Genomic DNA, 13218 nt, shown 5'->3' on the forward strand with positions numbered 1-13218 from the left:
ATTGTTAGCGCTTTCAGAGAATGCTACTAAAAAACGCCTGACCACCATAAGGCAATCAGACGTTTAATACTATATTCAAAAGTACTCGTATTTATTTTGGATCTCCCCTAAAGGTATTTCGAATCAGCAAAACAGGATTTGCCCGCTTCATTTTAAAGCCACCACTAGAGATGTATAGAGGCTTTCCACCTTTTTTCCAAATCGGTCTCCCCTCTCCGTTGGGATTTCCGGTTCTTACAAATGCTGCCACGTAATCCATAATCAGTTCTGATGCAGCCTTATCCTTCTCGCCATAAGGCCGAAAACTCTTATCAAGAGTTCCAAAGAAATACCTAAGATCCGAAGAATGAAAGGCACCGTTATCATCTCCCGGTGCTTCTATATCAAAGAAATAGCGATATCCCTTATTTTCTCGGATAAATTTCCAGGCCATGTGGTAAAGGACCACATTGAACATATCGTTGGATGTGGTACCTGCCATATAGTCAATGCACAAAGGTTGCTTCACAAGCTGCACCGTATCTTTTTCCAGAAGATAACCATCCACAACCGGTTGTGTGTTCACCAGATTGTCATTTCGCTCAGTTTTGATAACTTCAACAGCTGCCATCACTTCTTTTTCATCCAAGTGCCGGAATTCTTCTAAAGTCTTTACCCCGGCTATTTTCATTACTTCTTTCCAGTATTCTCTGGTTTCAGTAGCAGGCTTTGGCCTGGCTTTCTTAGGAAAAAGTCCTCCACCAGAGAGCATAATAGCACGCTTAAAGAGACCTTCTGCTTTTTGAGAAAGACAGAGGTATTGCAGAGAAATCGCTCCAGCGCTTTGTCCCATAGCCGTGATATTTTCAGCATCGCCGCCAAAGGAAGCTATATGTCTTTTTACCCATTTAATGGCAACTAAAATATCGTCCAGTCCAAAGTTTCCGTCGCGACCATTCTTTTCCTGTATTTCCTCATGAGTCAGATATCCAAAGGCTCCCACCCTGTAGTTAATGCACACAAGTATGATTCCACGCTTCGCATAACCGGCGCCGTCAAGATAGCCCTCGGAATTGGCCATGGAATTAAAGCCTCCGCCGTGGATAAATACAAGAACCGGTGCGTTTTGAGCATCTTTTGGCGCATAGATGTTGAGGTTCAGGCAGTCCTCACTATAGGTAAAACTTAGTCCCTCTCTGAATTCCCGATGATAAAAAAGTCGCTCCGGCACATCAAGATGGGGAAAGTAGGTCCGGTACTGAGTACAGGCATCGCCGAAGTGCGTGGCATCATATGTCCCCTCCCATTTTTCTATGGGAACAGCATAGGAAAAACGCTCTGCCTTTGCATAGCGAATCCCAAGAAAGGCCAGGTCGTCTTCTCTCTCAAGGCCTCTGATCCTGCCAAGGCCTGTTTCTTTTTCAATAAACTTAATATCACTCATAGATTTTTATCTCCAAAGTATGCTTCCTTTTTTGCCTGCAGTTCTGTCACTTTCTCCTTTGAAAGCGGATACCAGACGATCAGGAATAGCGCCATCAGGGCAAACATTACAGCAGGGATCAGGGTTGCCAGTACATACATTAAAGACAGTTGTGCCCCGGTAAATTTGAATTCCAGCGTACTTGCTGTGTCATAGTATCCCATTGCCAAAAGAGCTGCATTTACCGCAATGGCTGAGATTACCTGCCCCAATTTGCGGAAGAAATTAAGGAACGCATAAGCTGTTCCGTTATCCTTACTTCCGGTTGTAACTTCGATCTCGTCTATGGCATCCCCCGCCATAGCCCACAGCTGCAGGACAAATAGGTTTAAACCAAATCCGGAGACAAAGCACAAAAACATGAAAGGCATAAGTGCCGCTGCGGGATCCAGGAATTTCAGGAAAAACATTAAAAAGTTCGCTGCTGCCGCAATGATCATACCTACGGAAGTAATCTCTTTTTTGCCATACTTTCTGGCAAGCTTTGGAGTAAATGCCATCAGTATTGCCATTGGAATATAGGTAAGGATAGTCGGAAGTGATACAAAAATACCGCCCTTTCCAAAATAGTAGCGGATAAGATACACATAGTAGCTTTGAGTAAACATCTGCCCTGCCAAAAGAAGCATTGCTACTACAGAAATAGAAAGCATTGACTTGTTTCCAAAGATAAGCTTTAAAGCTTTGCCTGCTGCGCCCTTTTCATGGTGCTTTTGCTCCGCCTTCACTCTCTCTTTTGTACCAAGGAATGCAAATAGAAGCGCTATCATAGATAAAAGAGCCATGACAATAACGCCGGTTAAAAGAACATCATATTTTACGATGGATTGACCTGTTGTTTTATCAGTGCTAAAGCAAAGCATTGAAAGCACCATGACAGGCATAGAACCAAGAGCCGCACCAACAGCACGAAATACTGACAGTTTGGACCTTTCTTTGTCATCCAAAGTGATAACACTTGCAAGGGAGCCATAAGGAATCTGCAGCATGGTATAGATCATTCCCCATGCAACATAGGTCACTGTCGCATAAATATAGGCAGGCAGATTGTCTCCCGGCGTACCAAAACCCGGGAATTTACAAAATAACAGAATAGATGCTATAGCAAGCGGTATTGCCACGCGAAGAAACCACACACGATATCGACCATGCTTTGAGACCTTCGCTGTATCACAGATGCGCCCCATAATTGGGTCATTCACCGCGTCCCAGACTCTTGTCAGTACAAACATGATCATGATAAAGAACGGACTTAAGATAAGTACATCCGTATAGTAGGTCTGCAGGATGGAAGTCACCAGCCCAAACACCAGGCATCCACCCGCATCCCCCAATGCATAGCTGACATACTCTGCGGTCCTAAGGCCACTGGCCCTTTGGATCACACTTTTTTCTTCATTTTTCCCCATAGAAATTACCCTCCTGTTCTTGAATAGAAAAATAGATACTGCTGCATAACCCCATTAAAAGGAGCATAGCTTTCAAAAGCAAAGCCTTTTTGATAATGTGCATCAAGAACTTTTTTTATCCAAACATCAATAGGAAACGCATCAAGCCTGTGATAGCCAAAAAGAATCTCACAATTTGCAACCTTAACCCCAACACCAAATAATTTAAGGAGATTCTCCATCAGCTCTTCATCAGATAGCTTCTCCCATGCCTTTAAGTCTACTGCGCCGCTTGCCACATCAAGTGCCGCCTGATGAACATACTTATCTCTATATCCAAGGCTACAGGATGATAACTGCTCCATTGATAAAGCTGCTATTTTTTCAGGAGTGGGAAAAGAATATATTTTCCCAAACTCTTCTCCCTCATCAATTACATTCCCCGCAAGAGCGCAGAGTTTTTCAATTGAGGCCTTGATAGCAGGAATATTTTTTCTCTGGGATATGATAAAAGAAATAAGCATTTCCCACGGATCCTGCCTGAGAATCCTTATTCCTTTGCCGTATTCCGAAGCATTATAAAGATATTCATCTTTGGTTTTATCAATCCTTGAACGAATATCGCTATAGCTGATGTCCATATCAAAATAGTTTTTCCAAAAGGAGTCATATTCTTTTTGGTCACAGCTAAATTCGTACCTGTTTTCGTCAAGTTTTTTAACCAGCACATGTTTGTCTAATGCTGCAACGCTGTAATGCTCCTGCGACCCTTCTCCGCACTTGTTAAACCTGAAGCACTGACCGCTGTCAGCTATCTTTCCAAGGTCAAAATCATCTTCAATTGTTACTACCACTATAGTCTCCTATTCTTTACCGATACTTTCAGTCCCACTACCCCGGTCATTTTTTCTCCATGTTATCCACATATCCTCTGTCCCAAAGCATAATATTGAGCTTTGTTGCAAGTTCAACGGCAGGCTGAGTGAAATATTGGTTAGTCATAACAACGCCAACCATTTTCCCATAGTAATCACGACCGGCATATATCTCCTGTATTGCTTTGACGCCGATTGGCTTATCATAACACTTGCACTGAAACGCATAGGTTACTCCGTCCTTTTCAGCAAGGATATCAGCGCCAAAGTCGCCGCTCCCCTTGGTCACTTCAACTTCGAGAAAGCCATTGTCTTTTAACAGATCCGCGCAATAATACTCGAAGTCATGCCCCTCCATTTCATCCATAGGAAGCGGGCGCATTTTATGTCTTTTAATTAGATAAAGTATAAGGACAGCAAGTAAAACCACCGCTGCCCCTATAACTGCATAGATTATATTATCTCTAAACATTAAAGCTTCATATCTCCGTCTTTTACCCAGCCAAGTTTTTTAACACCTGCATTTATTATAAGTGAAAATACAGCCGGAAGCACTATGGAAATCATCAAAAGTCCAAACCAGTCAAATCCTGTGATTGCTGCCTTGGCACCATTCGCCACATCACTGACCCATCCTGTATAAACTCCGATAGGTCCAACCATTCCGCAGGTTCCCATTCCCGATGAAACCGGAGCTCCATTCATCTGCAATCTGAAAAGACATGTAGCAATAGGGCCTGTTATAGCCGATGCAAGTGTCGGTGCAATCCATATTCTTGGATTTTTAATGATGTTTCCCATCTGAAGCATTGATGTTCCGATTCCCTGTGAGATAAGTCCGCCCCACTTATTTTCTTTAAAAGAAATAACTGCAAAGCCGATCATCTGGGCACAGCATCCTGCTACAGCTGCTCCACCCGCAAGTCCTGTAAGACCAAAGGCTGCGCAGATTGCTGCTGAAGAAATAGGAAGTGTGAGCGCCACACCAACAAGCACGGAAACCAAAATTCCCATAAGGAATGGCTGAAGCTCAGTTGCCCACATTATAAGGTTTCCAATCCACATAGCTGCCCTGCCAAGAGGCGGTGCAATGAGCCATGAGAAAAATACTCCAACGCCTATAGTTACAAGAGGTGTAACCAGAATATCAATCTTTGTCTCCTTGGAAACTGCTTTACCAAATTCTGCTGCAAGTATTGCAACGAACAATACAGCCAAAGGGCCACCTGCTCCACCAAGAGCATTAGCCGCAAATCCAACCGTGATCATTGAAAAAAGAACCAGTGGCGGGCACTTAAGAGCATATCCTATAGCTGCTGCCATTGCAGGTCCGCTCATCGCTGTAGCCAGACCGCCAACTGTATATTCTGTACCGGCAATCGTTGCCACTGTTTTCATCAAAAAAGGAACATGGAACTGAGTCCCGATTGTGTTGATGATAGTTCCGATAAGAAGCGAACAGAATAATCCCTGCGCCATAGCTCCCAGCGCATCAATACCATAGCGCTTCAAGGAAATCTCAATATCTTTCCTCTTCAAAAAATCTTTAAACTTTTCCATACCATTCTCCCTGTTATAGTTTTGTCTTATAGCATCCCCACGATTATACTATAACGCTTTAGAGAATTGAACTAAAAAAGTGACAACAGACAGAATATTCCGCAAATGCAAGTAAATTTTTACTTTTATGTCTTTATTTTCAGACCGCGCAAATACTCTTTTGCTTCATCTGTAATCCTATAACTTTCAATTGCCTTCTGAATTGTCTTGTTATGGGTCCATACATCAAGCCTGCGATCTTGGATATACAAAATTGTTGATTCATACTGCTTGGCAAGAGCTGTAGCAAAATACCAGGCTATCATCATGTTGACATAGTATTCTTCTGACCTGATACTTGATACTCTTTCAAGATATTTCGTGTCAAATTCTCCATCCAGATAATGCTGCATAAGCATTCCGATCGCAAACCTTATGGTATATGTTTTATCTGATTCGAGCCATTTGTATATTTCTTTTGATAGCTCATCTTTATGTTTTTTAAAAATCCCGGGCGACATCTGATCACAGGTTGCCCAGTTATCCACAAATGGAAGGAACCTGTCCACCTGTTTTACACATTCAACATAATCTTTTATCTCAGAGATGATAAACGCATGGAGCTGATTCTCATCGAAATACTTGTGTGGAAGGTCATTCAAAAACTCATCAATCCCCTCCGTCTTTGCCAGTTCTTTGGCATACTTCCTAAGAGCGGGCGTCCTTACTCCTATAAACATCTCTTTTTCCGCAGTTGGTATGAGTCCGCTCTGGAAATCCCTATATTTTATATCCTGCAATTCATAAAGCCTTGTTCTTATTTCTTCAATCATCATAATATCTCTTCGCTAAAACTTAACTGTTATCGTAGTGCCTACCCCAGGTGCGCTGTCAAGTTCTATTCTCGCATCATGTATCTCAACAATATGTTTTACAATGGCAAGTCCCAGACCGGTGCCACCTGTCGCTTTTGATCTGCTTTTATCAACCCTGTAAAACCTCTCGAAAACTCTCTGCTGATCTGCCGCAGGAATCCCGATTCCATTATCCTTTACAATCAGGCAAGTGTAATTGTCCATAATGTTAACCGATACCAGAACCTTTCCACCCGGATTATTATATCTAATTGCATTTTGGATCAGATTCTCAATAAGTTCCCTCAACAGATCTCTGTTGCCGTTTACTATACCTTTTTCTCCTTCAATGGCTATATATATCTCTTTAACCTTAGCGCTTACAGATAAATCATTTACACATTCCGCAGCCAAATCATATAAATCAATTTTTTCGAAGGCAAGTTCACCATTTACTCTGTCAAGTTCTGAAAGCTTAATAATATCATTTATAAGTGCGATCAATCTGTCTGCATTCTTGCGGATTTCCTGATGAAAGTGCTTTTGCTTTTCTTCTCCCACCATTCCGCCTTCTAACAGTTCTGCATATCCTGAAATGGCTGTAAGGGGTGTTTTTAACTCATGTGATACATTTGCCGTAAAATCCTGTCTGGCTTTTGCAGCTGCAAGTATATCTGTATGCTGTGTCCTTAGCATTTCAGAAAGGGGGTCAAGTTCCTTATACGGAGATTCGTAATCAGCATTTTCCAGATTCGAAACCATTACTTCAATCGGCTTCAATAGCTGTTTTGTAAGTAAATGCGAAATTACTACGCACATTGAAATGATAATTAAAATGATCAAAGTAATGATGGGAGCCACCGATACAAATACGGCCCAAAGGTTTTGTGCATCAGTTGCTACTCTGAGCACCGTTCCGTTATCCAAAAGAACAGCATAATAGAACGTATTCTTGTTCATAGTGTCAGATTTTCTAATAGCCTCACCAACTCCATCGGTAAAAGCTTCTTGTATTTCCGGTCTGTCGTTATGATTCGTCAGGGACTCTGCTGATGCATCGTTGTCGTAAAGCACCGTTCCGTCTTCTGCAATCCATGTGACACGAAGTTCTTCAATATCAGTAGACAGATCAATATCGTATATATCAATATTAACCGACTCAAAATAGTGAGTATCCCTCAGAAGCTTAGCACTTACAGAAAGATCTGCCCGCACACGCTTCTGAAACAAGCCGTAATATATAATTGTAGTTCCTGCAACTGTGGCAAGTACTGCAAGAATAGCAATTCCAACCAGTCTTTTATTTATTTGGCTTTTCATTCTATTACATAACCTACATTTCTGATTGTTTTTATTTTCGTTCCATAAACACCAAGCTTTTTACGAAGTGTTTTCACATGCATATCGATTGTTCTTGATTCACCTTCGTATTCAGTTCCCCAGACTTCATCCATTATTATATCTCTCGTCAAGACAACTCCTCTATTGGCAATAAACAAAGACAATAATTCATATTCTTTATATGTTAATTCTACGGGCTTTCCCTCTATAGAAACTTCGTGCTTCTCATTATTAACAACAAGTTCTTCCAAACGTAATTCTTTTATCTCCTCAGATAAAGTTCTCCTAAGCAGCGCCTTTACTCTCGTAATAAGTTCCATAACCGAAAACGGCTTCTTAATATAATCATCTGCCCCATCTTCAATGCCCTTTACAAGATCAAGCTCAGATGTTTTAGCAGTTACCATTATGACAGGCACTTTCTTTGTATCCGGATTTCTGCGGAGTCTCCTTACAATCTCGTTTCCGTTTTCATCAGGAAGCATTATATCGACAAGACATAAATCCGGTTTTACCTCTTCTATTTTTTTGTAAAAATCCTTTGCACAGTTAAAACCTAAAACTTTATGTCCCGCATTCATAAGCGCGAATTCTTCTATTTCCCTTATACTATCATCATCTTCAATTATGTATATAAGTGCCATCATCCTTCTCCCGTTCCGGCTTCATCAATTGCTTGATTTCTTTCTTGGTTATAGGATACCTTTTAAGCAATCCCTCATATTCAGTATAGAAAAAAGCCCTCTCTTCAGCAGAAAAGTTTTTATAATATCCATGTGTGTTGTAATCATTATCATGGATAGTGATAAGCTCTAACGCAATATTCGAACAATGATCAGATACTCTTTCCAAACCTGTCAGAATATCTTCAAGAATAAATCCCATCTCAACTCCACACTTGCCTTTTTTCAGCCTTTTAATATGATTTTCTTTTATTCTCTTTGTCAGAGTGTCGATTACTTCTTCTAAAGGCTCTACGTGAGACGCTTTTTCGCTGTCATCATTGCAAAAGCTCGATATCGTAAGGCCGCAAATATCCTGCACGGCTTTGCTGATTGCCTCTATCTCGCGCCTTGCTGATTTTGAAAAAGATAATTCTTTTTTGTTAATCTCCTTGGCTGATTCTGCCAGATCAAGGGCATGATCTGATATTCTTTCCAGATCACTGATACTGTGCAAAATAACAGACATACTCTGGCTATCTTCAACAGAAATATTTTTACTGGATAATTTTACAAGATATGTGCCAAGTGCATCTTCGTACTTATCAACTATCGCTTCAAGACTGCTAATTTCCTTGACATTATCTGAATTGTACTCCAAAAGAGTTCCAGTTGCCAGTTCGATAGATTTTTGTACAATCTCTGCCATCTCTCGCGCCTTTGTCCGGCATATCTCCATAGCAAAAGCCGGGCGCTCAAGAAACCTTTCATCAATAGAAACATCAATTTCTTTGATATCTTCTTTTTCATTGTCACCTGAAATTGTAATCTCTGCCAGTTTTACAAGACTATCAGAAAACGGAAACAAACAAATCGTCGCTCCTATATTAAAAAGGCTGTGAATTAGCGCTATTCCCGCCGCATTAGCTGATTCTCCCAGAAAAGCGAAATTTACAAATGCATTTATTATATAAAACGAGATCATAAATAAAGTAGTGCCGATAAGATTAAAATACAAATGTATCATGGCTGCTCTTCTGGCATTCTTATTGGCTCCAATCGACGAAATAATGCTTGTTACACATGTTCCGATATTCTGTCCCATTATAATCGGTAAAGCTACAGAATAATGAACAGCTCCGGTTGCGCACAGAGCTTGAAGTATACCTACAGAAGCCGATGAGCTCTGGATAATTGCTGTGAGAATCGCCCCCGCTGCCATACCGATTATCGGATTGCTAAATGCAGTCATTAGTCTGGTAAAAGAAGGATTGTCTGAAAGCCCTGAAACTGCTCCGCTCATAGTTTCCATACCGAACATCAGAATTGCAAATCCCAGTAGTATTCCGCCAATGTCCTTCTTTTTGGACTCAGCCTTACTTGCCATCATAAAAATAATGCCAATAGCAGCCAGCACCGGAGAAAACGAAGACGGTTTCAACAGCTTAAGCCAAATCGTATTTCCTTCTATTCCCGTCAATGATAAAAGCCATGATGTAATTGTAGTACCTATGTTGGCACCCATTATTATGCCGACAGCCTGAGACAGTTTCATGATTCCGGAATTAACAAATCCGACTATCATAACTGTTGTTGCTGAAGATGACTGAATTACTGCCGTAACCCCCGCTCCTAAAAGGACAGCAAAAATACGCTTTTTGGTAAGTGTCTCAAGTATAGTTTCAAGCTTACCGCCAGCCATTTTAGAGAGCCCATCTCCCATAACACTCATTCCATATAAAAACAACGATAAACCGCCAATCATGTTCAAAATACTAAAAATATCCATTCTATTTCCTTTCTTATCTCCTATTTTGACCTTCTTCAGAATAAAAGATGAAAGTAAAATATAGAACATGGTTATGTAAAATCTATGTAAAATTATCTATGATCAGCTGCCGGCGGTCAAAATGTAAATATGTTTTATTTCGTTAAGAGTCTTCTTTGTTCTCGTTTGCACTCGTAAAGTTCTCATTGTCATTTTGCTTCAGGGAATAAATAACCCACTCCGCTATATTCGTAGCATGATCTCCGATTCTTTCAAAATACTTTGCAATCATAAGAATATCTGTCGCTTCTTCACCTTCACCCGGGTTATTGAGAATCAATTCAATAACATCACGTTTCACTTCAACAAATAATCCATCTACAATATCATCATGCTCAATTACCTCATTTGCCTTACTAATATCCTTCTCAATATAGGCTTCCATACTGTGATTGAGCATAATCATTGTTACTGTAGCCATTTTAGATACATGTTCGAACTTATCAATTTGGCTGTTCTTCCCCAGTAAAATCGTTATTTCAGAAATATCTTCCGCATGATCTCCGATCCTTTCCATATCAGTAACCATCTTCATAGCCGCTGTCACAGTTCGAAGGTCCCCGGCTACAGGTTGCTGCTGAATTAAAAGATTAAAACAAATTCCTTCTATCTTCTTTTGAAGATGGTCTATCTCAACATCCCCCTCCATAATAGCTTTAGCCATATCTTCATCCCCGGCCAACAGAGCTTCAATTGCGTTTTTTATAGATTGAATAATTTTATTTCCCATTTCAATCATTTCTTTATTCAGTTCTAAAAGCTGCCCATCAAATTTACTTCTCATTACTATTTTCCTTTCCATTATTTCAATTATTTCGCTAATCATCTTAGCCAAACCTTCCTGTGATATAATCTTCTGTCCTTTTATCACCCGGATAGGAAAAGACCTGTTTCGTTTCACCATATTCCACCAATTCTCCAACCAGAAAAAAGGCTGTATAATCCGAAATTCTAACCGCCTGTTGCATGTTATGGGTTACTACAACAACCGTATATTTTTTCTTTAACTCCTCCATTAAATCTTCAATCTTTGTTGTTGAAATTGGATCAAGGGCCGATGTAGGTTCATCCATAAGTAATATTTCCGGTTCTACGGCCAAAGCCCTTGCAATACATATTCTTTGTTGTTGTCCGCCGGATAACGACAACGCAGATTTTCTCAAGTTATTCTTTACTTCATCCCAAATTGCCGCTCCTCTTAAACTATCCTCAACAATTTTATCAAGCTTTTTCCTGTCCTTGATTCCATGAATTCTTGGTCCATATGCCACATTGTCATAAATACTCATAGGAAATGGATTCGGCTGCTGAAAAACCATTCCTACCTTTTTTCTAAGTAACGTAGTATCAATTCCCTCTACATAAATATCTTTACCATCTATTTCTACAGTCCCTGAAATTTTTACATTATCCACCAAATCATTCATTCTGTTTAAAGTCTTTAAAAATGTCGATTTTCCGCATCCTGATGGACCTATGAAAGCCGTGATAGCATTTTCTTTTATTTCCATACTTACATCTTTAAGTGCATGATTTTTCCCATAATATAGATTCATGTTTTTTACTTTTATTTTTGTCTGATTCATTACAGCGCCTTCCTTGTTACATCGAAATATTTTATAAGTACCTTGGTTCCAAGATTTATTAACAGAACAAGAACCAGTAATACAACCGCTATTCCAAAAGCTGTTTCAAAATCTCCTTCACTAGTTGCCGAAAGATACATTTGTATTGTGAGAGTTCCTCCGGATTGAAACATTTTATCAAGCAATCCTTTTATCCCATTTGGTAATTGTTTTGCACTTCCTGCTGTAAAAAGAAGGGCGGCAGATTCGCCCACAATTCTTCCGATTGCCAAAATGGCTCCGGTAATAATTCCAGGCATTGCGTAAGGAAGCAAAATTGTACGAATCATATGCCACTTTCCGCTTCCCAGACCAATTGCACCGGATCTGTAAATATCAGGAACCGTTTTAAGAGCTTCCTGCGTATTTCTTGTGATCAATGGAAGAACCATGATGATTAATGTAAAAGAACCGGTAAGCAAAGAATATCCAAGTCCCAACCTTTCTCCAAAAAACATCATTCCAAACAGACCAAAGATAATGGATGGTATTCCGGAAAGAGTTTCTGTAGCATATTCAATCAGCGTTACTATCTTTTCCGATTTTGCATATTCACTTAAGTAAATAGCACTTCCAATCCCTAAAGGTGTTGCAATAACCATGGTAATAAGAATAATCAGAATTGTATTTATTATATTTCCTGCAATCCCTACGGTACCTTTTAGTACACTTGTTACAGATGTTAGAAACGACCAATTCACAATTGATATACCTTTTACCAATACATAAAGAATAATTAATGTTAACAAAAGAACTGAAAATGAAGCACACATATAAATGAGCATTCGTAAACCGAAGCCTTTTATCCTTCTCGTATTAATCGCCATGCCTGCTGCCTCCCTTTCTCGCCTTTAACAACACCAAATTCACGATCATTATGAGTATATAAAGGACCAGTCCGACCGTAAAAAGGACTTGTCTATGGGTTCCACTTGCATAACCCATTTCACTAACAATCTGAGTAGTAAGCGTTCTAACCGAATTAAACGGAAGTGGAATATTTACCGCACCACCTGCCACCATATTAATTGCCATTGCTTCACCAAGTGCTCTTCCTATTCCCAAAACAACTCCTGTTAATATTCCCGATTTTGCCGCCGGGATAACAGTCTTAAATATTGTCTCTTCTCTGGTTGCTCCGAGTGCCAATGATGCAGCTCTTAAGCTGTCCGGCACCGCCTTAAGCGAAGATGTGCTAACACTGATTACTGTTGGCAGAATCATAACTGCAAGCACAATTATCGCGGAAAGCATGTTTGCTCCTCCGGTATATTGATGCGTACTATCTTTTGCAAATAACATTTTTTCAATCTTAAACATCATTGGATTAAGTACCATCATTCCGATAAGTCCATAGATTACTGACGGTACAGCTGCAAGCAGTTCTACTGCAGAGCCTACAATAATACCTATTTTTTTACCTGCCAGCTCAGATAAGTAAACGGCGGTAAGTAAGCCTATAGGTACACCAATAATTATCGCGGCTACTGTTCCTGCAATTGAACGTTGAGTGAATGACTCGTTGTTAGCTCATTCCTCAGCACTTAACAAAAACTCCATTTTAGCCCCAAATTTTTCGTTTTAGAGCCATATATCTTTCAAATAAATGTTATAATTAAGCCATTCCAGATATTGCTGAAGAAA

Annotated in this window: 12 protein-coding genes and 1 pseudogene; all 13 read right to left on the reverse strand. The window is 40.0% G+C overall.

The window, feature by feature from the left end; genetic code table 11:
* Nucleotides 1–91: 91 nt before the first annotated feature.
* Nucleotides 92–1423 carry a carboxylesterase family protein gene (locus tag J6O61_RS04620; RefSeq protein WP_292210169.1) on the reverse strand — a complete coding sequence of 444 codons (1332 nt, stop codon included), beginning with the start codon at nt 1421–1423 and terminating at the stop codon, nt 92–94.
* Nucleotides 1420–2871, reverse strand: coding sequence for an MFS transporter (locus tag J6O61_RS04625; RefSeq protein ID WP_292210172.1), 1452 nt, complete (start codon nt 2869–2871; stop codon nt 1420–1422). The genes J6O61_RS04620 and J6O61_RS04625 overlap by 4 nt, the downstream gene beginning before the upstream one ends.
* 5 nt (nt 2872–2876) lie before the next feature.
* Entirely contained in the window at nt 2877–3704 is an 828-nt protein-coding gene (locus J6O61_RS04630; RefSeq protein WP_292210175.1) for a DNA-3-methyladenine glycosylase family protein, read from the reverse strand.
* Between the two features lie 46 nt (nt 3705–3750).
* Nucleotides 3751–4197, reverse strand: coding sequence for a restriction endonuclease (locus J6O61_RS04635; RefSeq protein ID WP_292210178.1), 447 nt, complete (start codon nt 4195–4197; stop codon nt 3751–3753).
* Nucleotides 4197–5285 carry a PTS transporter subunit IIC gene (locus J6O61_RS04640; protein ID WP_292210180.1) on the reverse strand — a complete coding sequence of 363 codons (1089 nt, stop codon included), beginning with the start codon at nt 5283–5285 and terminating at the stop codon, nt 4197–4199. The genes J6O61_RS04635 and J6O61_RS04640 overlap by 1 nt, the downstream gene beginning before the upstream one ends.
* A gap of 125 nt (nt 5286–5410) precedes the next feature.
* The gene (locus J6O61_RS04645) at nt 5411–6100 is read right to left on the reverse strand and encodes a DNA alkylation repair protein (RefSeq protein ID WP_292210182.1); all 690 of its coding nucleotides are present in this window, start codon (nt 6098–6100) and stop codon (nt 5411–5413) included.
* Between the two features lie 12 nt (nt 6101–6112).
* On the reverse strand, nt 6113–7438 hold the full coding sequence (locus J6O61_RS04650) for a sensor histidine kinase (protein WP_292210184.1): 1326 nt from the start codon (nt 7436–7438) through the stop codon (nt 6113–6115).
* Nucleotides 7435–8103, reverse strand: a complete 669-nt coding sequence (locus J6O61_RS04655) for a response regulator transcription factor (protein WP_292210186.1) — start codon at nt 8101–8103, stop codon at nt 7435–7437. The genes J6O61_RS04650 and J6O61_RS04655 overlap by 4 nt, the downstream gene beginning before the upstream one ends.
* Entirely contained in the window at nt 8081–9910 is a 1830-nt protein-coding gene (locus tag J6O61_RS04660) for a Na/Pi cotransporter family protein (protein ID WP_292210189.1), read from the reverse strand. The genes J6O61_RS04655 and J6O61_RS04660 overlap by 23 nt, the downstream gene beginning before the upstream one ends.
* 142 nt (nt 9911–10052) lie before the next feature.
* Nucleotides 10053–10733 (reverse strand): phosphate signaling complex protein PhoU, encoded by a 681-nt coding sequence (gene phoU, locus J6O61_RS04665; RefSeq protein WP_292210201.1) that lies wholly within the window; start codon nt 10731–10733, stop codon nt 10053–10055.
* A 43-nt stretch (nt 10734–10776) separates the two neighbouring features.
* Complete coding sequence (pstB, locus tag J6O61_RS04670; protein WP_292210191.1) at nt 10777–11535, reverse strand: phosphate ABC transporter ATP-binding protein PstB; 759 nt, start codon at nt 11533–11535, stop codon at nt 10777–10779.
* The gene (gene pstA, locus J6O61_RS04675; protein WP_292210193.1) at nt 11535–12401 is read right to left on the reverse strand and encodes a phosphate ABC transporter permease PstA; all 867 of its coding nucleotides are present in this window, start codon (nt 12399–12401) and stop codon (nt 11535–11537) included. Before pstA ends, pstB begins: the two co-directional genes overlap by 1 nt.
* Nucleotides 12391–13077, reverse strand: a pseudogene (gene pstC / locus J6O61_RS04680) (phosphate ABC transporter permease subunit PstC); the annotation flags it as partial. The pseudogene pstC and the gene pstA, both read right to left, overlap by 11 nt.
* Nucleotides 13078–13218 lie beyond the last annotated feature (141 nt).

This window comes from Butyrivibrio sp., assembly GCF_017635265.1.
GTDB lineage: Bacteria > Bacillota > Clostridia > Lachnospirales > Lachnospiraceae > Butyrivibrio.